Source organism: Scytonema sp. PCC 10023 (assembly GCF_963920835.1).
Classification (GTDB): Bacteria; Cyanobacteriota; Cyanobacteriia; order Cyanobacteriales; family Nostocaceae; genus Kalymmatonema.
This window is the reverse complement of record NZ_CAWUDP010000002.1, coordinates 111,878-138,443: the sequence shown is the minus strand read 5'-3', so window position 1 is coordinate 138,443 and position 26,566 is coordinate 111,878. Positions and strand designations below refer to the sequence as shown.

Genomic DNA, 26,566 nt, shown 5'->3' with positions numbered 1-26,566 from the left:
GATTAAGTAATGAAACGTTCAGGAGATTTTCAAGCTACAAAATAAAGAATGGTGTTGGGTATTGGAATCTTATGAATCTACCTCTTCGGAATTTAGGAATTGCACCAAACGCATGGGCAGTCAACCATACGTTTGCAGATATCACTCGTCCTCCCCAGACCCCACAACCCGTTATCTTATCAACAGAAACCAAAACTCTGCGCCTTGACTTGGCAAAAGCTGCCATCCTCGTTATTGATATGCAAAACGACTTCTGCCATCCCGATGGCTGGTTGGCGCATATCGGCGTGGATGTCACCCCAGCGCGAAAACCCATTGAACCTTTACAAAACTTATTACCTCTACTTCGCGAGAAGGGTGTCCCCGTAATCTGGATTAATTGGGGAAACCGTCCCGACTTACTCAATATTAGTGCTAGTGTGCTTCACGTCTACAACCCCACAGGTGAAGGCGTCGGCTTGGGTGATCCACTGCCCAGTAACGGTGCTAGAGTACTTATGGCGGGTAGTTGGGCTGCGGCGGTGGTAGATGAACTCGAACAATTACCCCAAGATATTCGTGTGGATAAGTACCGCATGAGTGGTTTCTGGGATACGCCCCTAGATAGTATCCTGCGGAACCTGGGAAGGACGACACTATTTTTTACAGGTGTCAATGCTGACCAATGTGTGATGGCTTCGTTGCAAGATGCTAACTTCTTGGGATATGACTGCTTGTTAGTCAAAGATTGTACCGCCACAACTTCTCCTGATTATTGTTGGCTGGCGACACTCTACAACGTCAAGCAGTGCTTTGGCTTTGTCACCGACTCCCAAGCGATTTCAGTAGCACTTCAACAAAGTGCTGAGTAGTCCTGTTTGTTAGTTACTATTTAATCATGCAACAAACAATTGACACCTCAAAACTCAGGACTCGCAACTTAGAACTTTTATAAATAAGACATATAAGGAGATAAATAATGCGTACCACTAGTTGTGTAATTCCCGTTGTCAAGTCTCCTAAAGATTACCAAGCATATCGTATCAGTCCCGATGACACAAATCGCTTGGCAATTATCTTCGATACTGCAAGTGCAAATACTTCTTTGACTTGTTGCGTAGAAATTTTTGATGTTGATGGCAAAACACCGCCAAACCGTCATCAATGGGCGGTAGAAATGTTTTTTGTCCTTAAAGGAGAAGGAACCGCAATTTGTGACGGCAAAAGTGTGCCAATTAAAGCCGGAGATAGTTTGTTAGTCCCTCCTACTGGCACTCATATGGTTAAAAATACTGGTTCTAGTCGGTTATATACGCTGACTTTTATGGTTCCTAATGAAGATTTTTCGGAATTAATTCGTAGTGGTATACCAGTGGAGTTGGATGAGGAAGATATGGCGGTGTTGGGGAGAGTGGATCGGTTAATGCCGTATTGAGAAGATTAAAAAACCACAGATGGACACAGATGGACACAGATGTTTTTCTTATCTGTGTTTTTATTTTTTGTATGAGTGGAGTTGGTTCAGGAAGATATGATGGCGTTGCGGAGAGTGGATCGGTTAATGCCGTATTGAAAAGATTAAAAAACCACAGATGGACACAGATGGACACAGATGTTTTTCTTATCTATCTGTGTTTTTATTTTTTGTATCAGTGGAGTTGGAGCAGGAAGATAGGTTGGCGTTGCGGAGAGTGGATCGGTTAATGCCGTATTGAAAAGATTAAAAAACCACAGATGGACACAGATGGACACAGATGTTTTTCTTATCTATCTGTGTTTTTATTTTTTGTATCAGTGGAGTTGGAGCAGGAAGATAGGTTGGCGTTGCGGAGAGTGGATCGGTTAATGCCGTATTGAAAAGATTAAAAAACCACAGATGGACACAGATGTTTTTCTTATCTGTCTGTATCTGGGTTTATCTGTGTTTTTATTTATTGTATAATCCGCTTAACTTCAACTTTAGGATTACCAAAGTTCATAAGTAAACAAAGTTTGAGTCGAGCAGCTTTTAAGTAGCTAAGACACTGGGCAAAGTGGATTGACTCTAAAGTCTTGACTGCTTTAAGTTCTACCAGTACACAATCCTCTACTAGCAAATCAGCAAAATATTCTCCAACTATAATGCCATCATATAGTACTTCTATCCTGTACTGTTGTTTTACCCGCAAACCAGCTTTTCGCAACTCATGAGCAAATGCATTTTCATACACCTTTTCCAAAAATCCAGCACCCAAAACATTACTCACTTTATACGCACATCCAAGAATTTTCTGCGTAAGTTTATCAAAATCATCTGTGTCCATCTGTGTCCATCTGTGGTTTAATTAATTCCTGGATCATAACCATGCTAAAAATCCATATACGCAGATCCAAGAATTTTCTGCGTAAATCTATCAATATCATCTGTGTCCATCTGTGTCCATCTGTGGTTTAATTAATTCCTCGATCATAACCATGCTCAAAGTTCATCCCAAACAAACGGCATCCATGCTGACACGTGATGGTGTACGATTGGATGCAGACATCTACCGCCCCGATGCTGAAGGCAAATTTCCCGTGTTATTAATGCGACAACCCTATGGTAGGGCGATCGCATCTACTGTTGTTTACGCCCATCCTAGTTGGTATGCTGCTCACGGCTACATCGTAGTTATTCAAGATGTCCGGGGACGCGGTACATCACAAGGAGAATTCAAACTCTTTGCCCACGAAATTGAAGATGGAGAATATACAGTAAAGTGGGCAGCAAATCTACCAGGAAGTAATGGCAATGTGGGGATGTATGGCTTTTCCTATCAAGGAATGACTCAACTATATGCTGCTGCTGCCAAACCAAGCGCCCTAAAAACAATTTGCCCCGCTATGATTGGCTATGATTTGTATACAGATTGGGCTTATGAAGGAGGCGCTTTCTGCTTACAAAGTAATCTCGCTTGGGCAATTCAATTAGCTACAGAAACAGCCCGCATAAGAAAAGATGAAAAGGCTTATCAAGCGTTGTTTGCTGCTTCTCACAATCTGCCTTTGCATGATCCAATTCCCACTGATCCAGAAATCTTGAAGAATTTTGCCCCAGACTCGTTTTATCACGAATGGTTGGCACATTCTCAACCCGATAAATATTGGGAAAAACTTTCCCCCAAAAGACACCTCAAAAATGTTGATTTGCCCATGTTCCACATTGGGGGATGGTTTGATACGTACCTGCGCGGCACTCTAAATTTATATAAGGATATGGCGGCAAGAAGCGCATACCGACAACAACTTTTAGTCGGACCTTGGGCACATTTGCCTTGGAATCGCAAAGTGGGTGCGGTTGACTTTGGTGTCAACGCGGGGAGTCCTGTAGATAGGATGCAATTATGCTGGTTTGACCAGTTCCTTAAAGGTGTGGATACAGGATTACTGAATGAGTTGCCTATCTCGCTATTCGAGATGGGAAGTAATTTATGGCAACGTTTTCCCACTTTATTTAAATTAAACGGGCGATCTGCTGAAAGCAGCAGCGCTTCGCTATCGTATTTTTTGTCAACCACTGGACTTGCTAGTATCAGCGAAGGCGAAGGCATTCTCACCACAACTTGTCCGGAAACTTCCACCGATGACGTATTAGTTCATGACCCTTGGCGACCCGTTCCATCATTAGGTGGTCATGCTGGAATTCCTGCCGGTTGTTTTGACAGAACGCATATCGATTGCCGTTCAGATGTTTTAACTTATACGACTGAACCCTTAGAAACAGATCTGTCTTTGGCGGGTGATGTTGTAGTTGAAGTCTATTGTATGTCCGACAAACCCAGTTATGATTTATGTGCAGTGCTGTCAGAGGTTTACCCTGATGGACGAGCCTACAATTTAACCCAAGGTTATCTTCGTTGCTCAGACGGAACTCATCGCATCAAAAGAACAATTCAATTGCAGCCAACTTGTGTGAAAATTCCTATAGGTCATGCCTTCCGTTTGAGTTTGAGTGCAGCGTGTTTCCCCGCTTATGCCATGAATCCTGGAAATAATTCAGCGTTCGGTATAGATGCTGAAATAATCACATTGATGGTGAGTTGCGGCGGTGAGAGTTCATCGCAAATTTTATTACCTGTCGTACCATCATCTTGATTCATCTGCGCGGAAGGGTGGGTGTTTTTTTGGACTGAAGTTAAAAAATTGCTGAACATCTCATGACACAAGACTTTGGGCAGTTCTTAACCAATTTATCATCCGCGCAATCTCTCAAAAGCTTGCCAATTCAAGGTTTTTGCTTGTATGATGTAGAAGAAATTTTGAGACTTGTGCCTGAAAACGGTATTTTTTTACCCATCCGCGCAACTGAACCTAGAAAAGTAAATATAGTAAGCATTTCTGGTGCCTGCAGTTACAATTACCACGAATCCCTATTAGGGATTGAAACACCTTCCGCTTGTAGTTAGTGCAACACAACGCTTTGTTACAATTACCACGAATCCCTATTAGGGATTGAAACTCCTGCTTCTAAGTTCTCAAAAAACTCCCGGTTAAGTTACAATTACCACGAATCCCTATTAGGGATTGAAACGCGTAAATGACATCACTATCAACCCAGCAACCGCCACAATGTTACAATTACCACGAATCCCTATTAGGGATTGAAACATGATGCAAGCGATCGTACCGACAGAAGTTCAAAAGTTACAATTACTACGAATCCCTATTAGGGATTGAAACCAGAAATTCTGTGTCGATGGTCGCTAATCCCGTAGGTTACAATTACCACGAATCCCTATTAGGGATTGAAACTTAGTTGACGATGACGAGCAGAAATATCTCTCACGTTACAATTACCACGAATCCCTATTAGGGATTGAAACAGTTGCGATCGCACCTCGTGAATTGGATAAACCCAGTTACAATTACCACGAATCCCTATTAGGGATTGAAACTTTACTTTGGGCAACGGGTCGGGCAACTTTCTCACGTTACAATTACCACGAATCCCTATTAGGGATTGAAACGTTGGGGATTTGTGTAGGGGTAGTGGGTGCGGGTGTTACAAGTTCCACGAATCCCTATTAGGGATTGAAACGACGATCCTAGTAGAATATCTTCAATTTGCTGGGGTTACAATTTCCACGAATCCCTATTAGGGATTGAAACTCCTTTTAATGATAGTAATGATAGATGCATCCCGTAGTTACAATTTCTCCGAATCGCTATTAGGGATTGAAACGCTTCAGATGAAGCAGGAACTTGGCGGTGGAGCGATCGCAGTTACAATTTCTCCGAATCCCTATTAGGGATTGAAACATTGCAAGAATGTTGTTTTGTACGCGTATTCCTGAGTTACAATTTCTCCGAATCCCTATTAGGGATTGAAACGCCAAAAATTGTGTTTTGCCTGTGCCTTTAGCGGATTTGGTTACTTGCAGATTCTCAATTGTGAGATATAGTTCTTCATCAGCTCGGAGTATCGCTAGTTGCTAGTGCTATTTTTAACTTGCAGATTTTCAATTGTGAGATATAGTTCTTCATCGGCCATTTGACTGTCGTAATCGATGTTAATTTGGGTTGGGTAGCCGAGTGTAGAATTGTACTGCACAGTCAGGCTGGATGCTTTGTTGGCGATCGCATCGTTAATCACATCAAAAAGCCTGGGTATTGTATCATATTTTTGGAAGAGTTCTGGGTTAACTGGTTGACCAGTGGCAACAGAAGTGACAGAAGCCGTTCTGCCGTTACGCACTTTAATGATGACTGGTCCTCTAGCTTCGGTTGTACAGAAGCAACTCCTAGTTAGTGTATAGCGGTAGTTCGAGATATTTTGCTGATTCCACAACTGTTGATTAATCTTTAATTGTCCTAAATTTGAGTCAGCACTCTGTGATGATTGTGCTACCTGTATGGGAGATTTCGACATTATTGGTGTGTTCAAACCTAGAGACATTACTAAACCCGCACCAATAACAATAGGCAAGCGCAACTTTATCCATTGAATTTTCAAGGTTTTGAGCATTTGGCAAACTCCTCGGGGTTCTCGCCCTCGCTTTGTGCTTTATGAGACACTTACAAAATTAGGGTTTAATAATTTGTTTGTCAAGTTAGCTTTGCAACTCTATACGCGCTTTTTGTACTGCCAAAGGTTCAAATTTACACAAATTACTATCAGAAATTCTAACTACGTAGATTGTACGTACTTTGTAATCACAAAAAACAAATCCCGAAAAGTGCATACATCGGGAAAACCTAGGGTACCAGGCTGCATACTAAGCCTGTCTTGCCATTGGTCAGGAAAATCAGATTTACCTTCGCGGCGAATACCATGACCAACATATAGGTTTTTTGAGTCAGGATAGTATTTACCATAATAACTATTATACAGCGAGAGTGAGCGTTCTTCCTCCCGGTCAAGGAACATAATCATGAAGGCATAATGTGTATCCGGTTCTAATCTTAATCGCTCACCTTTAAGCTGCCATTTCATGTATTGGTCTTTTTTAAGGTCGTTTGGTAGTTGACCTGTTGCATAATACATAGATTGATACGATTCACCTTCGAGGTAATCGTCGAGTTCTGGAGACGTCTGTCGGTCAAATTTACCGACGAAACCAGGAGTCCCGTGGTTGTTCAAATGCGGTTCACCCGTGACTTTGAAAAACTCAATACCTACCCTAGCACCGGGAGTATTTCGCTCAACTTCATTTGGTCCCACGCGCAGGTAAACAGCATCGACTGTAAAACCTTTGTCATCAGTGAGGAAAGTTTGCCCGAGATCGCGATCGCGTTGCTGATAAGTTTCACCGTAAACGGTTCGGTTTCCAAAAACGGTTCTGCTGTTGGCAGGATACTTGTTATCCTCAATTATTTTATTCTTTTCCAAACGAATGCTTGTGGCTCCACCTGGATCTCCCTCTAAGTAGTGAATCATCACAGAGGAATTGGTGGCAGGATTTGGTACAAATGAACTCTCATCCGATGAAGAGATGACAACTTGTCCCTGCACGACTCCAGATTGCCCAAAACTGGGTAATCTAAACCCTAAAATGAGAATGGTCAGCAGAAATATTGTGAAAAATTTCATTGTATAAATACTACTATGATCCGAGAAGCGCAAAGCCTTACAGGTGTAAAAAAGTTGCGTTGCTTCAGGGATTTTACCTTATTTTGCTCCTTTAGACTTTATCCTTTAAATGACCAAACTCATTGAATACGAACAAGCCAGTGACGAAGTACGTGTGGTATACGATGACATCCGCGCCACTCGTAAGACTGACTATATCAACAATTTCTGGAAAGCCATAGCCAATCATCCTCCTACCCTACAGCGAACATGGGAGACGGTGAAACAAGTGATGACTAGCCCTGGCGAACTCGATCCGCTGATGCGCGAGCTGATTTACATTGCTGTAAGTGTAACGAATGGCTGCGAATACTGCATCGCCTCGCATACAGCAGGGGCTTATGCCAAAGGTATGAGCGATGCTATGTTCGGCGAACTGATGGGAATTATTGCTACGGCAAATACAACCAATCGCCTCGCTAACGGCTATCAAATTCCAGTAGACGAGCAATTCAAGAGCTAGGAGCTTAGATTCCCGACTTCTTTTAAGAAGTCGGGAATCTTGTTGTTGTATAATCAAAAAGGATTTTGAAGAAAAGTAAATTTCATCAATAATATCTATATTAATAAAGAAAAAAACTCCCGATTTTAGTAGGATATCGGGAGGGCTAAGTGAGTGAGTTCTGGCCACGATTGGAAATGTGGTGTTTTATAAATGTGGTGTTTTCTGTCTGATGTTAAACACTAAATTCTGAATATTTACTAACTTGGCTGTTGAAGAGTAAGTCACTTAAAAAAGAACGTGCGTATTCTAAAGGAAGATGCCTGGGCTTACCCTGAAATACAATTTGGTACTCATTGCTGTCTGGACCATCGCCATATCCAGAAATAAGCTTGCGGTGAAAAGCTTCCTCAGCAAGATGTTCAACTTCTTTTTTGAGATCAGCTTTTACGCTACTCATACTTGCCGTCTCCTTAATTCTTTCTGACGTTTACTATTTATAAAATTTACTAGTGTCTAATTGCACCTTTCAAAGGTTATATATTTTAGCTATAGCAGTTCTATTTAATTCGTGAATTCACCTGCAATTTAAATTATTGACACACAGCACTTAGTATAGAGACGTGACTATACCTTTAGATAGCTGAAAATATTTGGCAATATGGGTAAAATTAGCAGGCGTAAGCGTTGCAATTGATGCTTAAGTAAACCGCAAAACATAGGTGTAGCTTAGGGTTGAGCGATCGCTTGCCAAACGATACTTAACTAAATAGACAGTAAATACGTCTGGGGAAACACAAGTACACGTCACGGTAGTTGCTACCCTACAAGAAGTCGCCCTTTGGGCGTCTACAACGGAAAAACCCGAAAGGGTGCACTACCTCAAGATTCCAGGGTGTTTAGCCGAAGGTCTAGAATCAATGGTTCAAGATAGAATCACCGATGCGGTTCGCATTAACGCAAGAAAAACTGATGCATTCGATGTTTTCAAATTTAAGCATTACATCGGACCAAATCCCTATTTGGATATAGGGGCGCTAGTATTTGATTTTGCTGTGACTGGAAATGGCAGACCTCTGCCGATTGAGGATTACGTCGAAATAATTGGCGATCGCTACCCACAGCTGCGCGACGAAACATACGATTCCTATGCTCATTTGTTTACCCGCACTCTGTCAGAAGTAGGTAAGCTGGATATGGGTTTGCACCTCGACCGTTGGAGTATCAAACCATATGAAAATTATGCAACCTGTGCTGTACAATCGCTTCACGAACGTACGACTCGAGGTGTACTTTACTTCGTCTGGGATTGGTTTGAAGCCATAACCCAAGATGAAGACATTAGCTTTGAGGAGCAAGTTTCGACGCTTCAAAGTAAATTCCGGCAATCTGTCTACGGTGGTCCCACAGTTTACGCCTTATTGCGAACATCTCACAAAAAAGGTATTCCCACCTTCTATCTGTGGGAAGAAGGACTGACGCAATACGGCTACGGAAAAAAACAAGTGCGCGGTGTCGCGACGACATTTGACTCTGATAGTCATCTAGATTCCGAATTAACCACCCGCAAGGATGACTGCAAGGCATTTTTAAGAACTTTGGGCTTCCCAGTGCCAAAAGGTGATATTGTCCTCACGGAAAGAGAAGCCGTTGCAGTTGCAAGAGAAATTGGTTACCCAGTCGCAGTCAAGCCTGTAGTCGGTCATAAAGGAATTGGAGTGACGGCTGAAGTGCGAGATGACGAGGAAGTCGAATCTGCTTTTGATCGGGCGGTTAAAGCAATTCCAGAAAACGAGTCAACACGCGTCATCGTTGAGAAAAGCATTGCTGGGGCAGATTTTCGCTTGTTGTGTGTCAACGGCAAATTTGTCGCCGCCACTGAACGGCGTCCTGCATGGGTTGTAGGTGACGGGTACTCAACTATTGACGAGTTAATCCGAAAGGAAAACCGAAAACCCGGACGATGGGATACGCCTACCTCAGCAATGAGCAAAATTCAGTGCGACGAGGCGATGGAACAATACCTTGAACAACAGCGCTTGTCATTGGACAGCGTACTTGAGCAAGAGCAAAAGGTTTATCTTCGCAAAGTCGCCAACCTTTCGGCTGGAGGTGTGAGCATTGATGCTACCCGCACCGTTCACCCCGACAATATTATCTTGGCGCAAGACATTGCTCAGCACTTCCGCCTTGTTTGCCTCGGTATTGATGTCATTGCCCGAAATCTGAGCGAATCTTGGAAGTCAGGCGACTTTTCCATTTTGGAAATCAACGCCGCACCTGGTATTTTAATGCATCTTAACCCTGCTATTGGTGAAAGCGTTGATGTGCCTTCGCATATCCTGGAAACTTTCTTTAAGTCGGGTACAGATGCCAGAATACCAATCCTCACCTTCAACCACGTCTCAGTTCACGACCTCCAAGAAACAATTGACCACATTCTTTTGCAACATCCTGACTGGACAATAGGCGCTGTCTGTCGTGACGCTATTTTCATTAATCGCTCCGAAAAAATCTTGAGTAAAGATTACAACAGTAACCTCCAAACTCTACTGCGTAATCCCAAACTTGATTTGCTGATTGCTGAATACGACGAAGACGTCTTGGAAAAAGAGGGAATGTTTTACTTTGGAAGTAACATGGTCGTTTTAGACAATCCTTCTGAAACTGAGATGATCTTGGGGCGGGACGTTTTTGATGACTCAACTGTTGTTATTAGAAATGGAGACAATATTTCCATTAGACGCCAAGGTTTGATTGAGCAGTATACTCTTGGAGCAGATGAACCATTTACACGGGTTTATTTGAAAGAAATCGGCACCATTTTGTAAGGTCAATCATTCCAATGGAGTTCAAACTAACGGTGCCATGCAGTGCAGTTAGTTTGAACTTCATCTTTCACCGTTATTGTGACAGTAGATAGCGCGGCTGTTCATACCAGCCATGTGACCAAAACCCACTGTCAACCCAAAAAACCAAGCCAGCAGAAAAGTCCACCTACGTGGACTTTATTTGTGTAGTAGCGATTTATAATCGCCCAATTATTTTCAAATTTCTTATAAATGATTTAGCGTTGCTATACAAAGTTTTGATGGGAGCACATTTGCTCATGTTGGAACCATTTTTCTGACATAGCAAAATCCAATCCCCATTACTTATGATTGGTGCATGACTCGTGCATCAGTTCAAAATGCTGGCATTTATTTAATCTTGTTCGATGAAAATGATTTGCGTAAGTCCTGTCCTCTACAAGTCAGGGTTCTCTCGTTGAGCGGCAACCCCATGCCTAAAAGGCAGGGGCTTGCTGATTGACTCACCTGACCAGACTGCTCGTTTAAGGCAAGAGTTTAAGACCCACTTCAGAATGCTTGCTAGTTCTGAACCCTGGAACCGAACGATTAAACAGGCTTACGGAGAATAAACCAGTGTCGTTCGGAAAGTACCGACCTTAAACAATGTCGTTCGCGCAGCGTCTCCCCTTGGGAGAAGCAAACATTACCTGTAAAAAGGATGCAGCAATGCAAAATTATGTTTTTGTTATTGACCAAAACAAGCAACCTCTTAACCCGATTCCTCCAGCACGAGCTAGAGAACTGTTAACAAAACAAAAAGCCGCAGTGTTCAGAATGTATCCGTTTACTCTGATACTCAAACACGTAGTTGACAACCTAGCACCAAGACCACTAGTGATCAAGCTTGACCCCGGTAGTCGATTCACGGGTATTGCGGTTCTTGATCAGGATAAGGTTATTTGGGCGGCTGAGTTAGAACATAGAGGGTGGCAAATTAAGGATTTTTTGGAATCAAGACGTTCATTGCGTCGCAGTCGCAGGAATCGCAAAACTCGCTATCGTCAACCGCGTTTTGATAACCGTAAACGTCCACAAGGGTGGTTACCTCCATCTTTAATGCATCGTGTTCTTACGGTTGAGACTTGGGTAAAGCGGCTTTGTTTGTACTCTCCCATTATTCAAATAGCGATGGAATTAGTCAAGTTTGACACTCACAAAATGCAAAACCCAGAGGTTGATGGTGTTGAATATCAGCAGGGCGAACTCGCTGGGTATGAGGTGCGGGAATATCTTCTACAGAAGTGGGGGCGTAAATGTGCGTACTGCGATAAAGAAAATGCACCACTCCAGGTTGAACATATTCACCCAAGGTCAAAAGGCGGTAGCAATCGCGTCAGCAACTTAACTCTTAGTTGTGAGCGGTGCAACGCGAAGAAAGGAGTCAAACTTGTTGATGAATTCCTTAAAAAAGATCCTGTTCGGCTAGAAAGAATTAAGCGGGAAGCCAAGCAACCACTAAAAGATGCTGCGGCGGTCAATGCAACTCGTTGGGAATTGTTTCGCACATTGAAGAATATTTTGCCTACAACTACTGGAACGGGCGGACAAACAAAGTTTAACCGCACTCGCTCATGCTTGGAAAAGCAACACTGGATTGATGCGGCTTGTGTTGGGAATATCGAAACAATTAAGTTACTAACCCAACAACCATTACGCATTAAGTGTACTGGTTGGGGAACCCGTCAAATGTGTGGTACTGACCGTTACGGTTTCCCAACTCGTCATCGTGAACGCAAACAAGTTCATTTTGGTTTCAAAACTGGCGACATTATTAAAGCTGTTGTACTTTCCGGGAAGAAAGTTGGGGAATACGTTGGTCGGGTATTATGCCGCAAAACTGGCAGTTTTGATATTGTCACTAAAGCAGGTCGTATTGCGGGTATTAGTTACAGATTTTGCACACCAATTCAACAAAAAGATGGTTACTCTTATGGTTTTTAAGATATCTGGACGGCGAATAAATTCGCCTGTTTGCTCCTGGCAGCCATGTTTAGAAAACAGGGGCTTCCGCCACGAGGAGGTTCGGTGATTTTTGTCTTGTGGGTATTGGTAAGCGATCGCTCAAAATCCTATCTAACCTTGTTGACAATGTCCAGCAAACCATTCCGCAACAGGTGCAAAATGTGAACTAAAATAAGCAGCAAATTCCTACAGCTAAACATTACAAGGAGTCCAAATCATGTCTTTTTTTCCGATTGCTGATATTTCTGAATTTTTCTCTACCATTAATCAAGAGCTTAAGGAAGATTTAAATTCAAACCTTCCTGAAAGAAAGACCTCAGCCCTCAATCGTCTTCGCGAGTTACTCCCTAGCATTTTTGACCTTTCTTACATTAAGCATGCGATCGTGCCTTCTTTGGTTACAAGTGTTTATCAAGGAGAACGGCTATCTCTTCCGATGCTTGATGAGGAAAGATTCAACAAGGAGAACGCCCTACCCTATTACTTTTGGGGACTATTATATGACAACTGGGAACCGAATAAGGAAGAGGATGGGCTGTCGGTATTTATCCAAGGTTATGAAAACCGTGGCGACGATAATCGTAGAAAAAGGATTTACTATTCAGCTCTTACCCCAGATTTATATCGCCCCATGTATGGGGACAAGGTAGTTAAATTTTTTGATCAGCTCTTTGACGAAAAGAACGCTGGTAAACCCTTGATGCGTCAGTACCTAGATAACTATTTCGACCTGTACTGGGATCTACACCTTGGTGTCAAGGGCGATGCGATTCCGCCAGAGGTTCGGGAGATAGGGGAAAGTTTCAACACTGTCTTAGCCTATCGGGACCCAACCATGGAAATTGTCTACAAAAATTATATGAAGGTGCGTGATCTGCGCAACTTCTTGAAAGAGTGGATTGATCAAAGAGTCGAAGACGTGATCAGGAGAAATGTAGCAGATCCCCAGAAGACGTTCGTGTACTACTGGATCAAGAATGGTGAAGAGGGAGAGGATTTCAGGCGCAAAGATGTTGTTTTCGAGTGCTTCCATAATTTTGTTGCCTTGAGTCAGTGGGGCAATACTATCTACAACATCATCTCTAAACTCAGCAAGAACACAGGAGACTCCAACATCCGCGCATGGTTTAAAAAGACGATGGAAAGTGATTATGACCAGGCGAACGGTTCCCCTTTTACTCCCCTCGACCGATTTATGATGGAGTTATTTCGCACGATTTCGCCAAACGGTGGCAGCGTCTCTGCTGTTCAAGAAGTCAGAGAACCACTATACGATAGATACGGCTACGTTATAAGCCCTCATAAAGCGACCAGTGAAGACCCACGACACTGGGAGAACCCAACGGAATTCAATCCCGATCGCTACAAAGATGCACCCACCAGCGACCAAATTGACTCAGCCAAATCTAAAGAAATCGGATTTGCCCGATGTCCCTTCCACAAAGAGACATTCAAGGTGAAGGACGGTAGAAATGCCGAACTAACCAATAGTGCATTTGGCACCGTTTACGGCATTGTCGATGACAAAGCATATCCTGTATGTGACTATGCTGGCTACGCGCCTTTCGGTTTTGGATACCGTCGTTGCCCTGGCGAGTTGTTCACAATTGAGGTGTTGAAAGATTTCTTAACAAAGGTGTGGAACTCCAAAATCGAGTTCGAGAAACTCGACCTACAAGACCCGCAAAAGCTTCCCATAGGACCAACAGCAGTTATTGATGACAATATTGGATTCACTAAGTCGATGTCATGAGCCACACCAGCTCCTTCTAGGATGTTGTTGGTGTAGAAACAAACTTCGATTTGTAGGGTAGGCAATGTTATCATTCCTCACCTGAAATCTTGCAAGAGTTGCAACAGTGAGTCGCCAGAGGCTCCAAACCCTCGTTACCAGGTTGAACCTGGTAACGAGATATTAGAGCCAGAGGCTCTTGTTGGGTGCAAGATCTGAGTCACCGCTTCTAAAAATCTATGCATATCTACCTACAAGTCGGCAAATCTGTACAGATGGAACTTGGCGGTTTATGTTCTGCCTATATCAAGCGTCAAGAGACTTACCGATTGCTCAGTTTGACCTGATACTCCCAGTTAGAGACCATCAAAAATGACGGAGGACTTAACATATTGATTTTTTAATAATTAGTTTGTGCCAAGTGTTTCATGGTTTTCACACCAAGTAAGCTTTTGCATCCCGCACTAATCAGGCGTTAGTTTATTATACAATGAGAAATGCGCTTTTTCCGCAAGAATCTAGGCAATAATCCAGATATCTGCTTAGATTTGCACCTAGATTATTGAGCAGCAGCTAACCCTACGTTGAATTTGTCATTGCGAGGAACGAAGGAAGCCATCCCAAAAGTTATTGCCAAACAAACACTTTGGCTTCGTATGGTCCTATGTCAGTTATAATGCCATCGTCGCCAGCTTCCACATCATAATTAGCTGTCCACTCGTGCCATGTACCACCACTAGGGAAGTTCGGAACGTGATAGCCAGCAAGGAAATTTTCTGAGAAATTCGCCACAACCACAACACGAGAACCTTCATCATTCCATCGGCTGTAAGCAAACACTTTTGCCTCTGGATTTTCGTGGATGAAGTCAATATTTTCTGTGTAAAGGGCATGATTTTGTTTACGCAGGCTAATTAAGCCTTTGTAGTATTCAAATAAGCCGCGATTTAGGTCATTGCCTAGCAATCCCCATTCAATTTTTGATGACTCTTGTGTTTTTGGCTTGTACTCGCCAAACTCTTGTCCCATCCAAATCAAAGGCACACCAACGGTTGTCATCAGAATAGCAACTCCCAACCGAATGCGCCTAAAAGCTTCTTCGTCAAAAATCTCGCGGTTCCCCAGTTCCACCATTAGGCGATCGTGGTCGTGGTTTGTTAAGTAATTTATAACATTCGTAGCACCCATGAAGCCTTGGCGCTTAGCGTCGATGACATCTTTAAGTTGCTCTAAATCAAAGGTGTCACCGCATAGGTGTGGCACAATTGTATGCAGAAAACTGTCGTGCCAGCATCCATCCATCGGTCCATCTGCATTGGTGATACTGGAAGTTTCAGGAATGTGTTCAGCAATATTGTAAAAAGGCTTCATGCTAGCAGTTTTTTTAGCTTCTTGCACAATCCAGTGCATGAAGTCGTAGTTAGCAATTTGCCGCGCTGCATCGTAGCGAATGCCGTCAACGTGATATTCTTGAATCCAAAAACGTACCGTATCACCAATAAATCTACGCGCAGGATAGGTCTCTAATTTTTCATCGTAGAATTCATAATTAAATTCAGGTCCCCAGCTATTATCAGGGTCACGGGGAGAGTGATGATACCAATAATCGTGGTCAATTTGTGTTAATGGACTTGATGATTCTGAATGGTTATAAATACCGTCGATGATAACGCGAATTCCTCTGGCATGGCACTCATCAATTAAGTTTTTCAACTCTTCTGTAGAACCATAACTTGATTCTGTGGCAAAGAAGTGACGCGGGTTATAACCCCAACTATAATCGCCTGGGTATTCTTTGAGTGGCATCAACTCAATAGCGTTAATTCCCAGTTCAGTAAGGTAATCTAACTTTTCAACAACGTGCTTATACTTTCCTCGCGTGTAAGGGTCATCTTCACCACCAGAAAAGTCAGCAACGTGTAGTTCATAAATGACTAATTCGTGGTCTGCGGGTAGGGGTTTATCGTCATGTTGCCAAACATAGGTATCAACAATTCTTTCCCCGTCTTTTATCCGTACGATACCGTTATCATGTCCACTTGATTCATCAATATCAGTGGCGTAGGGATCTGTCACATCAACCCATTGATTTGGTTCAAAAAACCACGATTTTGATTGAACGCGGAATTTATATTGATAAACACCATCCTCTAATTCAACAGTTGTGCGAAAATAACCATCGTCACCTTTTTCCATGGGGATTTCTTCCCAATTGGAAAAAGAAGCAATTAATGCAGCGGCTTCGTTGTAGGGCGCAAATAAATTAAATTCAATTGGCTTTGCCATAGAAGTCTATCGAGATACAAGACGGTGATGTGCTAGCAAAAAAGCATAAAAAGATTGCTAACGGTGAAATGATTAATTGCTTTTAGCTATTAATCATTTAGAAATTAGCAATTCTTAAATTATTTATGCCAGATATCAACATTTTCCAATGACTAAATAAATTAGCCAATCACCCTATAGAAATAATAAAGTATTGTATACCTCTATCTTAAGGTTGAATTTTTATAAAAGCTGTATTCTAATTTTATTGCTTAATGAACTATAACTTTTAAAGTCTCTATATAATGAATAATGAACCGTAAATGTACGCAGCAAATATTAATAGCAAATCTCTATGAAGTTGAGCTTAAGGCTACGTGAACAACAAGATTCCCGACTTCTTAAAGAAGTCGGGAATCTCAGCATGCGCGATTTATGCCCTCGCGCAGGCACTTTCACACAAATGTGCGGAGGATTGCTATAACAGTGGTGCCGTACTTTCGGCTTTAACGCACCCTACAATTTCATGTTTAGTTTATTTTTAGTAAGATGAAAAATTTGACATAACATATATGTTCCATACTCTTAAAAGCTTGTTCATAAAGCTATAGAAAAATTGTTAGTGAGAAGTTAATAACTCCTCACTCGTGACTTTTCATTGATAACTGAAACTGGAATTCTCAGGATTGGCTGTTGTTTTTGTAACTAGCAACAGCTGCCCTAAGATGACCTTGGTATTTTGATAGGAGTTGTAAGCCCTCTTCTTTTTCCAACCCAGTCCAATGCATCAACAGTGCTAACTTTACCCATTTGCCACTACGTTCTAATAAGAAACCAGCGGCTTCTCGACTTAAACCTGTGAGGTCTTGTAAAATACGCAAAGCGCGATCGCGTAACTTTTGATTTGTTACCGCCACATCCACCATACGATTGCCATAAACTTTACCCAACTGCACCATTACACCCGTAGAAAGGATATTTAAGGCGAGTTTCGTCGCCGTACCAGCTTTTAGGCGAGTTGAACCAGCAAGTATTTCTGGTCCAGTCAACAGGCGAATATCAATATCAGCATCACAGGTGACTTGTTCAGCAGGGACACAGGCTATAAATATAGTAGTCGCACCCCGGCTACGAGCAGCACTCATTGCGCCGTGGACAAAAGGCGTTGTCCCCCCTGCTGTAATCCCAACGACGACATCAAGTTGCGTGACTTGTCGTTGAGCGATCGCCGCTTCACCATCTTCGGCGTTGTCTTCCAAATCTTCGGAACTGCGTACTAGTGCGCCTGCACCCCCAGCAATAATTCCTTGTACCATCTCTGGGGGTGTACAAAAAGTAGGTGGACACTCTGCAGCGTCTAACACTGCTAACCTACCACTTGTCCCTGCTCCAATATAAAACAGGCGTCCTCCGTGTTGCAATTGTTCTGCAATGCGTTCAATCGCTTCAGCTAACTGAACTTTAGCAGCAGCTACCGCAGCCACTGCCTTTGCGTCTTCCTGATTAAACAGTTCCACCAATTCAACACAACTGATTTGGTCTAGGTTTAGACTATCAGGATTGACCTGCTCTGTTAAAAGATACCCGCGCCCCTGCAAGTTCATCATTTGTCCTTTGTCCTCTGTCCGTGGTCATTTGTCCTTTGTCCTCTGTCCTTAGTAATGACTCATGACTCATGACTCATGACTAACGACTCTCTACAATAACCCTTCTAGTTTGCGCCGAATGCTGTCTAGTTCTGAGTCAGATAATTCTGGTTTTTCCGGCGAGTTCTGGTTACGAGGGAAGGTTTCCTCCGCAACGTCCTCTTCGGATTCTGGTTTCCAATCGGTTTCTTCAAGGTTGATTTCCGGGGGAATTGCCAAACCACTGTCAGTTGGGACAATTTCCCAGTCATAGTCCGCACTTTGACAAAATTCCTTGATTTCCTCAGAATCAAACGCTTCTACGGTGGGTGTGGGGAAATCTTGAGCTTCAAGCATGAGAGCATAGCGTGCAGCGTCGTCTTCTGACTCGAACATCAGAACTTTATTGCGATCGCCCACTTGAATTGTGTGAATTCCCTCATTTTCTGTGCGGGCGTTAAACAGTAATACAAAAACACGCATGGGTGTAATCATCTAATCTTCCATCTTGGATCTATTCGTGACATCTCCCGGCGCTGACTCTACGAGTACAGCGCGGGCTTCCCAATCTTACGGTTGGGCTTTCCTGCTTCATTGGTCGCGCCTAGACTTGCGTCCCCGGCGGACGTTACCTCCACAGGCAGCTTGACTGCGAGTCCCGCAGCTGCAAGACCCCTCTGTTCTACCACCATAGCGGCAGCAACATCACGGTCTGTTGTATATCCACACTCATGGCAAACATGAACACGTTCAGACAGCTTCTTTTTCCCGGTATGAGTTCCGCACTGAGGACACGTTTGACTAGTCCCATTGGGATTCACCTTAGCAAAGTACACCCCACGTTTCCAACACACACTCGAAAGAATCTCAAGAAAACTACCCCAAGCTGCGTCCAAGCAATGCTTTGCCAACATCCCGCGACTTGTCATCTTGAGATTCAAGTCCTCAGCAAAAACCATTCCCACGCCATCACACAAAGCGTGTGCTGTATTGATATGAAACTGTTTGCGTGTGTCATAAATGCGTTCATGCAATCTACGTATCTTATGCTGTGCTTTCCGGTAGTTGCTAGAGCCTTTGGTCTTGTTTTTCAACTTGCGTTGCAGCCATCTAAGCTTGCTATGCATTGAATTGAAAAACTTGGGTCTTTCTACCAATTGTCCGTTGGACACAGCCAAAAACTTGGACAATCCGACATCAATACCGATGGAATTGCCATCAGGGATGATATCGGGCACGGAAACATCACATTGCAAAATCAACTGAGCGTACCATCCCGACGCTTTGCTGACAACTCTAACCTGCTTGACTACAAACCCATCTGGAACTGGGCGATGCAGATTGATAGGCATTGCTCCAATTTTGGGCAGTTTAATTTGAAAACCCGTCAACGGATTGGATTTGAACTGTGGAAACACAAACGATCTGTATTGACCAACCTTCTTGAATCGGGGAAACCCAAAACCGCGTTCCATCATAAACTTGAACGCTTTATCAAGTCGTTTCAATGCGTCTTGCAGTACTTGAGATTGAACATCTTTCAGTTCAGGATTGTCCTTTTTGATTGGTGTCAGTCCGTTTTGCTGTTTGTAGTAGTCAGGGTATGGGGTGTCAACCGGGATGATGTATTCAGAGTGAATAGAGCAGGCGTTGACAGCACATTTACGCGAAGCAATCCAGTCTTTGCGTTCCCGCAGTGCGTCGTTGTACATTTTGCGACACGATTCCATCCAAGCAAGCATTCTTGCTTCTTGAGCAGCGTCTGGATAAATTCGGTAACTGTAAGTCAACGAGAGCATCTAATCACCTCCTGAGATATTCTAACAGACTTTAGTTATCTGTTAGAACTTCAAGAGAGATAGGAAAAAGACAGCACATCGAGGAGGCAGCGCGCCCTTGCGGGTTCCCCGACTTGAAGCGTCTGCCGTTACTGTCTTTTTCCCTGGGGAGTCCGTGTATCCCGACGCCAAATCAAAGATTATGGTGAGTCCAGTCCTGTTCGCGCAGCGTGTCCGAAGGACATAGGAGGGTTTCCCGACCTAGGGAACTGGCGAACCCGAAGGGCGCGGGACTTACTGCTCCCCAGACCCCACACAAGTTAATTAAACTTCTTGATTGCGTCCAAGGAAAAGCCCAGGCAAGAATCCTCACTTTCTTAGATATTTTTAATTTTTTTCTAATAGAGTTAATATTACCAAAAGTATAAGCGTCACATTTCACATCTAGCTTTAAGCATGATTTCTCCTGCCGTCTTTAGTATCGTCGGTTATCCTGGAGTAGGCGTAGCCAGTAGTGTGCCAGGTGGTTGTACAACTGTGACAGCTACATTTGTTTATGAGTGCTGATGATGAGTGCTAAGCCCTGTAGATCAAAAGCAGGGTGTGAGGAGGAATTCCCCTCAAATAAATTTAGGGGATCAAACAAAGAAAAAACGCTATGATTGCTCCACGGATAAATTCGGGAGCTTTTCGCCTAAGACGGTTCCTCGACTTGAAGAGGACAACGGCGTGCGGAGGTTCCTCAGCACTAGGCACTTAGGACTGTTTCGGTGAGTCAGTAGTGAGACGAAATGACCAAAGCTTGTAATTCAGACCATCACTCCCAATCCCCCCGTATTTATAGTACGCATCAATGGTTATTGATTTTAAGCCGTGGTGGCATTGCTTTGAGCGGAATTCTGCTCATAGGAATTATGGGCGGTGCTTGGCGAGTATGGAATTTTATTCATAAAGACTTAGTGCCACTAGCCCAAACCAATCTTACTACTACACTCAACCGTCCAGTTCAACTGGGAAAAGTGAAACAACTTTCGCTTACGGGAGTGACGTTTGGGGCTTCAGCCATTCCAGCAACACCTACAGATCCGGATAAGGTGACAGTCGAGGTTGTAGAGGTAGGTTTTGATCCATTACAGTTGCTGTTGAACCACAAACTCAAGTTAGACGTCACCTTAGTGAACCCGGATGTTTACCTTCAACAGGATGAACAAAGACGCTGGATCACCACAAAAATAACGCCGTCAGGTCGAAAAGGACCAATTAAAACTGATTTGGACAAACTGCGGTTTCGCAATGCCAACTTGGTGCTCGTTCCCCAGCCAAATCAGGTAGGCGAAGAAATCAATTCAAAATACCCTGCGGGAAGCCGCCCTGCGGGCGTCTACAAAATTCAAAATTCAAAATTAGGAGTTTCTCCCTCACTCCCTCACTCCCTCACTCCCTCATCCCCCTCATCCCCCTCATCTCCCTCATCCCCCTCATCTCCCTCATCCCCCTCATCCCCCTCATCTTCCTCATCCCCCTCATCTCCCTCATCTCCCTCATCTTCCTCATCGCCCGTAGCATTTTCACAAATCAACGGAACTGCCCAACTATTAGAAAACTACAAACTTATTAAATTTAATTTGGATGGACAACCAGATAACGGTGGCAACCTTTCGATACAAGGAGATTTTCGTCCAAAGACACAAGAAGTTAACTTAGAGTTGTTGCGGGTGCGGAACTTCCTTGCTGCTGATGTTTCTCGCATCGTTAAGTTACCCGTGGAATTACAAGCAGGTCGAGTTGAGGGTGAGTTGAAAATTCAAAACATTCAACTGAAACAAAAACAGCAAAACCTACTCGTTTTTGGTAATGCTACTGGGCAAGGGGTTCAACTTCAAGTTCCGCGAATGCCACTACCATTTATCAAATCTCAAGGAAAGGTGCGCTTTCAAGGAACTCAGCTTGAACTGGAAAATGTCGCCACTGGTTATGGCAAAATCCCTTTAATAGCAAACGGCACCATTGACTCCAAAGCCGGCTACAAGTTAGCAGCGCGTGTAAATTCGGTAAATGTGGCAAATGCACGGGAAACTCTCAACGTCAAATTACCCGTACCGACAATTGGGGAAGGTAAGGCAGACTTACAGGTTGTTGGACCAATCACTAACCCAATTCTGTTTGGCACAGTTGCCACTATAAAACCTGCAAAAATTGACAAAGTCGATTTTAAGAGTGTCAGCACACAGTTTGAGTTTTCTCCTGTCGCATCCATTATTACTTTTAAAAATATTCAAGGCAAAGCGACTGTAGGCGGTGAAGTTACAGGCGCTGGGACGATTCAATTTGTTAACAAAATTCCCAAGCTGAATTTTCATGTCACGGCAAAGAACGTTCCAGGGGATGCCATTGCCTCTGCTTACGATATAAAACCTGCATTCCAAATTGGTACTGTCTTAGGTACAGCACAACTGACTGGCAGTGGTGAAAATGTTCAGACAACGGTACAATGGCAAGCGCCGCAAGCAACTTACCCCGGAAGCGGAGAAGCAATTGTCGCCCCAGACAAAACTGTCTCTTTCCGTAATGTTGCTCTGAGTGTTGCTGGTGGTACAGTACAAATTGCTGGGAGTTGGGCGAATCAGCGTTGGCAAGCGATCGCCGATGCTTCCAAAGTACAAGTGCAACGTTTTGTCAACTCCAGTCAACTGCAAAACGTCTCTCTCGATGACGCACGCTTCAACGGTCGTCTCGTCGTCTCAGGAACCTCAGCCCCATTTAAAATTGCCACAATTCGTCCAGATAATGCAAAAGTTCAAGTTGCGGGTGGCACAGTTGCTATTTCTAATCTTCAATTTGGCGAACAAAGCTTTTCTGCCGAATTGGTTGCTGACGGTGTGCGGTTGGGGCGTTTGCTAAAACAAGCGCCCCAAACTTTAAATGGACCATTAGCGGGTAAGTTCCAAGTTTCAGGAAATACAGACGCTTTTAACCTCAAAACCTTACGTGCTACTGGTGAAGGACGCTTATTAGTTGGTGGTGGCGCAATTACAGCTTCTCATATCCAAGTTGCTGAAGGTTTGTATAAAGCACAACTACAAGCAAATAACGTAGACGTGCAACAATTAGCACAATTACCTAAACAATCTCAAGGAAGGTTAAGCGGTCAATTCAACGTTGCTGGTTCAGTTGAATCCTTTCAACTGCAGGGTGTTGTAGCCACAGGACAAGCACGCGTCAATTTTGGTAGTGGTAGTGTGACTGCTTCTAATATCCAATTGGAAGCCGGTCGCTATCAAGCGCAACTCCAAGCCAGTCGTGTGCCATTGCAAAAATTATCACAAGTGCCACCGCAATTTAACGGGACTTTGACAGGTCAGTTTAACGTTGCTGGTTTAGCTGATTCGTTCAAACCACAAGCTATTCAAGCCACTGGTCAGGCACGAGTAAATGTTGCAGGTGGCACAGTCACCGCTTCTAAGATCCAACTTGCTGATGGTCGTTATCAGGCTGTGGTTGATGCTTCTGGTGTGGAATTAAAACGGTTGTCGCAGCAGTTGCGGGGTCAATTTGGCGGTAAACTGCAACTGGCGGGTACTGTGGGAACTTTCAACATATCCAATGTACGTGCCTCTGGTCAGGTGCAGCTTTCTCAAGGCATTGCTGGTATTGAGCAACCGCTGACAGCAGTTGTTGGCTGGGATGGACAAAAGCTGCTCGTCGAGCGAGCCACTTCTCCAGGTTTAAGTGCTAATGGTTATATTTTAGCCAAATCTGGTGGGACAGGCATACCGGAAATTACTGAATTAAATCTCAACGTTCAAGCACAGAATTATAATCTGCAAAAGTTGCCAATGCAGCTTCCCAGCGCTGTGGCTTTAGCAGGGAAAGCCGATTTTGGGGGAAGAATCAGCGGTACGCTACCTGTACCAAATATACAAGGGCAAGTTAGGTTACGAGACTTGGTGGTGAATCGACTGGCTTTTGAGTCGGTGTTAACTGGAAACATCCAATTGGCGCAGGGACAGGGTTTAAATTTAGATGTTGCAGGCACACGCGATCGCATTACTCTCAACGCAGACGCAAAAAATCGTCCCAACTCTTTCTTAGTGAGGTGGGAAAATGCATTGGCAAGCGGTCAATCTCAAGGGGACAATTTGGCAATGAAAGTGGAAAACTTCCCCTTGGCGATATTGAATCTCACCCCGCCTGCGAATACTCATCTTGGTACGGGTGTCATTGCTGGATTTTTAACTGGGGATTTTCAGGTTAATCAAAAGACATTTGCCACACAAGGGGATATTGCAATTGCCAAGCCGCAATTAGGACGCATTAAAGGCGATCGCCTGATGGCACAATTCCATTACGGTGATGGTCAAGCAACAATTACAAACAGCGAATTTGTCAAAGGTGTGAGTCGCTACGCCCTTGCCGGAACTTTGAGCCAAACTCCCAAAGGTCCGCAAATCAAAGGTAAACTGAACGTTACCCAAGGTCAAGTTCAAGATGTCCTCACTGCACTACAGTTATATGAATTACAAGATGTTCAACGCGGTTTGGCACAGCCAAACTACGGTACAGCAGCAGATTTGAATGCCACCGAATCAGTAGGATTTTCAGATCAGCCTTTGTCTGCCCAACTTCAACGCTTTGGCGAATTTGAAAATCGGCTAGCACAACAAAAACAACAGCGTCGCAATGTTTCTCCCATACCGGAATTGGCAGATTTAAAGGGAACTTTCAACGGTGAAATTTCTATAGATACTGCAACAGCGAACGGGCTGGATGTAAGCTTTAATTTAAACGGTCAAAACTTTGTTTGGGGTAGGGCAGATGAACCGGATCGTTTATATAAAGCAGACCAAGTGATTGCTCAAGGTAGATTTGAAAACGGTGTTCTCAGATTGCTACCTTTGCGACTGGAGTCTCAGAACAACTTGATCGCTTTGACAGGTAATATTGGCGGTAATGAACAATCTGGTCAGTTGCAGGTTGTCAATTTCCCCGTGCAAGTGCTAAATAATTTTGTCAAACTGCCCGTTGGTTTTACAGGTAATCTCAACGGCACAGCAGCTTTAGCAGGGAGTATTGGCAATCCACAGGCAAAGGGAGAATTGCAAATCACTGAAGGGACTCTCAATCAGAAGGGCGTAGAGTCAGCGACTGCGAGTTTCAACTATACCAATGGTCGCTTGAACTTTGGCAGCCACGTTACGGTTTCTGGTTCAGAGCCAGTTAAAATTGCTGGTAGTATACCTTATCAGTTGCCTTTTGCTTCTGTAAAGCCAGATAACGATCAAATTAATCTGGATGTGAAAGTTCAAAATGAAGGGCTGGCAGTCTTAAACCTGTTAACTAACCAAGTCGCCTTTGAAAAAGGTGAGGGACAAATAGACTTGATGGTGCGGGGGACAACACAACAGCCGATACTAGATGGAATTGCCACTGTTAAGGATGCCACCTTTTCATCTCAAGCTTTACCAGGAAAGCTGACAGGTATTACAGGAACAGTGCAGTTTGGTTTAGACCGGATTGCCGTGCAAAATCTTCAAGGTAAGTATAATAACAAGGGTAAAGTCGAGGCACAAGGTGAGATTCCTGTCTCGAGTCAAGAAACAAAAATAGATCATCCCCTCACCGTTACCCTTGACCAATTGGCTTTGAATCTTAAGGAACTTTACCAAGGAGGCGTCAGCGGTAACTTGCTGGTGACTGGTTCCGCCCTGAAACCAATGATTGGTGGTAAATTGCAGTTAGCTGAGGGTCAAGTTTTACTAGCAGAATCTACAAAAACGACCAATGGAAATAGCAAAATAGATGTTTCAGGTGTGAAACAGGTCAAGCAAGAGGCCCCGAAAGCTGACTATACAGCGACTCGGTTCAAAGACCTACAGTTACAGCTCGGCAAAAACGTACAAATTACCCGTCCACTCATTATCAGTTTCCGGGCTACTGGAACCCTTAACGTCAACGGTTCGTTTAGCGAACCAATACCAGAAGGAACGATCCGCTTGAAGGAAGGAAGCGTAAATTTATTTACGACTCGATTTAACCTTGCGCGTGGCTATAAACATAAAGCTATTTTTAGAGCAAATCAACCCCGCGATCCCGAGTTAGACATGCAGCTATTTGCTAAAGTACTTGACGTTATTCAAAATACTGACCTCAATAAACCAAATATCACAGGGTTGGCGGCTTTAGAAACTGTTCGTGTTGATGCCAGGGTGCAAGGTCTGGCAAGTAAACTGGATGAAAGTCTCGAACTGACTTCGAGCCCCGTACGCAGCGAAACAGAAATTGTTGCCCTGCTTGGGGGTGGAATTGTAGAGACCGAAGGACGCACTAACGACACTACCTTAGGACTGATTAATATAGCAGGTTCCGCTGTACTAAACAATCTTCAGGAACCTCTTAATCAGATTGCAACTGCATTGGGTTTAAGCGAACTGCGTCTCTTCCCAACCATCCTCTCCGACACTCTGACAGCAGGTAGGAGTAGTTCAACTTTGGAATTGGCAGCGGAAGCCGGAGTGGATATCACTCGCAGGTTTTCTGTCTCCACCCTGAAGATTTTGACAAATAGCGACCCCTTCCAATGGGGTATTAACTACCGACTCAACAATAACATTCGTCTGCGTGCAACCACTAATTTAAATGATGACAATCGCGCAGTTATTGAGTATCAAAAGAGGTTTTAAGTAGGTCGGCGTGAATATTTATCGTTGAGGCAAGGCAGAAGGTAGAGTTACCAAGGGGAGGGTTAGCGAGGGGTTTTGAGATAGGCGCAGCACCGAACTCAAAACATCGCACCTTAGTGGGTGCGGGTTTTAACCCCTACATGAAGAAGTTTGAAGGAATTCCT

16 protein-coding genes and 1 CRISPR repeat array are annotated in these 26,566 nt (G+C 43.7%); of the genes, 8 read left to right on the top strand and 8 right to left on the bottom strand.

The features are described 5' to 3' along the window. The first annotated feature begins 71 nt into the window (after positions 1–71). Both ACM0OZ_RS01995 and ACM0OZ_RS01990 read left to right on the top strand, forming a co-directional pair. A complete protein-coding gene (locus ACM0OZ_RS01995; RefSeq protein ID WP_414581158.1) occupies positions 72–851 on the top strand; it encodes a cysteine hydrolase family protein in 780 nt (259 codons plus the stop codon). 107 nt (positions 852–958) lie between these two features. Continuing rightward, on the top strand, positions 959–1,414 hold the full coding sequence (locus tag ACM0OZ_RS01990; RefSeq protein WP_414581157.1) for a cupin domain-containing protein: 456 nt from the start codon (positions 959–961) through the stop codon (positions 1,412–1,414). A gap of 496 nt (positions 1,415–1,910) precedes the next feature. Here the strand turns inward: ACM0OZ_RS01990 and ACM0OZ_RS01985 are convergent, their stop codons facing one another. Continuing rightward, positions 1,911–2,282, bottom strand: a complete 372-nt coding sequence (locus ACM0OZ_RS01985) for a GxxExxY protein (protein WP_414581156.1) — start codon at positions 2,280–2,282, stop codon at positions 1,911–1,913. A gap of 184 nt (positions 2,283–2,466) precedes the next feature. Between ACM0OZ_RS01985 and ACM0OZ_RS01980 the strand changes: the two genes are divergently transcribed. Further along, on the top strand, positions 2,467–4,092 hold the full coding sequence (locus ACM0OZ_RS01980; protein ID WP_414581266.1) for a CocE/NonD family hydrolase: 1,626 nt from the start codon (positions 2,467–2,469) through the stop codon (positions 4,090–4,092). Between the two features lie 255 nt (positions 4,093–4,347). Further along, positions 4,348–5,328: a CRISPR direct-repeat array (repeat unit 37 nt; unit sequence GTTACAATTACCACGAATCCCTATTAGGGATTGAAAC). Positions 5,329–5,422: 94 nt separating this feature from the next. Here the strand turns inward: ACM0OZ_RS01980 and ACM0OZ_RS01975 are convergent. Together ACM0OZ_RS01975 and ACM0OZ_RS01970 are read right to left on the bottom strand one after the other, a co-directional pair. Then, entirely contained in the window at positions 5,423–5,962 is a 540-nt protein-coding gene (locus ACM0OZ_RS01975; protein WP_414581155.1) for a DUF6174 domain-containing protein, read from the bottom strand. Positions 5,963–6,124: 162 nt separating this feature from the next. Then, positions 6,125–7,027, bottom strand: a complete 903-nt coding sequence (locus ACM0OZ_RS01970) for a hypothetical protein (protein ID WP_414581154.1) — start codon at positions 7,025–7,027, stop codon at positions 6,125–6,127. Between the two features lie 109 nt (positions 7,028–7,136). Between ACM0OZ_RS01970 and ACM0OZ_RS01965 the strand changes: the two genes are divergently transcribed. After that, on the top strand, positions 7,137–7,529 hold the full coding sequence (locus ACM0OZ_RS01965) for a carboxymuconolactone decarboxylase family protein (RefSeq protein WP_073630214.1): 393 nt from the start codon (positions 7,137–7,139) through the stop codon (positions 7,527–7,529). Positions 7,530–7,743: 214 nt separating this feature from the next. Here the strand turns inward: ACM0OZ_RS01965 and ACM0OZ_RS01960 are convergent, their stop codons facing one another. Next, positions 7,744–7,968, bottom strand: coding sequence for a hypothetical protein (locus ACM0OZ_RS01960; RefSeq protein ID WP_414581153.1), 225 nt, complete (start codon positions 7,966–7,968; stop codon positions 7,744–7,746). 460 nt (positions 7,969–8,428) lie between these two features. On the opposite strand from ACM0OZ_RS01960, the gene ACM0OZ_RS01955 reads away from it, so the two are divergent. The 3 genes from ACM0OZ_RS01955 to ACM0OZ_RS01945 all read left to right on the top strand — a co-directional run bounded on the left by ACM0OZ_RS01955 (position 8,429) and on the right by ACM0OZ_RS01945 (position 14,075). Continuing rightward, a complete protein-coding gene (locus ACM0OZ_RS01955; RefSeq protein ID WP_414581152.1) occupies positions 8,429–10,339 on the top strand; it encodes an acetate--CoA ligase family protein in 1,911 nt (636 codons plus the stop codon). A gap of 687 nt (positions 10,340–11,026) precedes the next feature. Beyond that, complete coding sequence (gene iscB, locus ACM0OZ_RS01950; protein ID WP_414581151.1) at positions 11,027–12,301, top strand: RNA-guided endonuclease IscB; 1,275 nt, start codon at positions 11,027–11,029, stop codon at positions 12,299–12,301. Between the two features lie 238 nt (positions 12,302–12,539). After that, a complete protein-coding gene (locus ACM0OZ_RS01945; RefSeq protein ID WP_414581150.1) occupies positions 12,540–14,075 on the top strand; it encodes a hypothetical protein in 1,536 nt (511 codons plus the stop codon). Positions 14,076–14,681: 606 nt separating this feature from the next. On the opposite strand, the gene ACM0OZ_RS01940 is transcribed toward ACM0OZ_RS01945, so the two are convergent. The 4 genes from ACM0OZ_RS01940 to ACM0OZ_RS01925 all read right to left on the bottom strand — a co-directional run bounded on the left by ACM0OZ_RS01940 (position 14,682) and on the right by ACM0OZ_RS01925 (position 19,743). Beyond that, positions 14,682–16,340 carry an alpha-amylase family glycosyl hydrolase gene (locus tag ACM0OZ_RS01940; protein ID WP_414581149.1) on the bottom strand — a complete coding sequence of 553 codons (1,659 nt, stop codon included), beginning with the start codon at positions 16,338–16,340 and terminating at the stop codon, positions 14,682–14,684. A gap of 659 nt (positions 16,341–16,999) precedes the next feature. Next, on the bottom strand, positions 17,000–17,926 hold the full coding sequence (gene murQ / locus ACM0OZ_RS01935) for an N-acetylmuramic acid 6-phosphate etherase (protein ID WP_414581148.1): 927 nt from the start codon (positions 17,924–17,926) through the stop codon (positions 17,000–17,002). A 90-nt stretch (positions 17,927–18,016) separates the two neighbouring features. Beyond that, positions 18,017–18,439 (bottom strand): DUF3110 domain-containing protein, encoded by a 423-nt coding sequence (locus ACM0OZ_RS01930; protein ID WP_414581147.1) that lies wholly within the window; start codon positions 18,437–18,439, stop codon positions 18,017–18,019. Positions 18,440–18,486: 47 nt separating this feature from the next. After that, positions 18,487–19,743 (bottom strand): RNA-guided endonuclease InsQ/TnpB family protein, encoded by a 1,257-nt coding sequence (locus tag ACM0OZ_RS01925; protein WP_414581146.1) that lies wholly within the window; start codon positions 19,741–19,743, stop codon positions 18,487–18,489. Positions 19,744–20,513: 770 nt separating this feature from the next. On the opposite strand from ACM0OZ_RS01925, the gene ACM0OZ_RS01920 reads away from it, so the two are divergent. After that, positions 20,514–26,402 (top strand): translocation/assembly module TamB domain-containing protein, encoded by a 5,889-nt coding sequence (locus ACM0OZ_RS01920; protein ID WP_414581145.1) that lies wholly within the window; start codon positions 20,514–20,516, stop codon positions 26,400–26,402. Positions 26,403–26,566 lie beyond the last annotated feature (164 nt).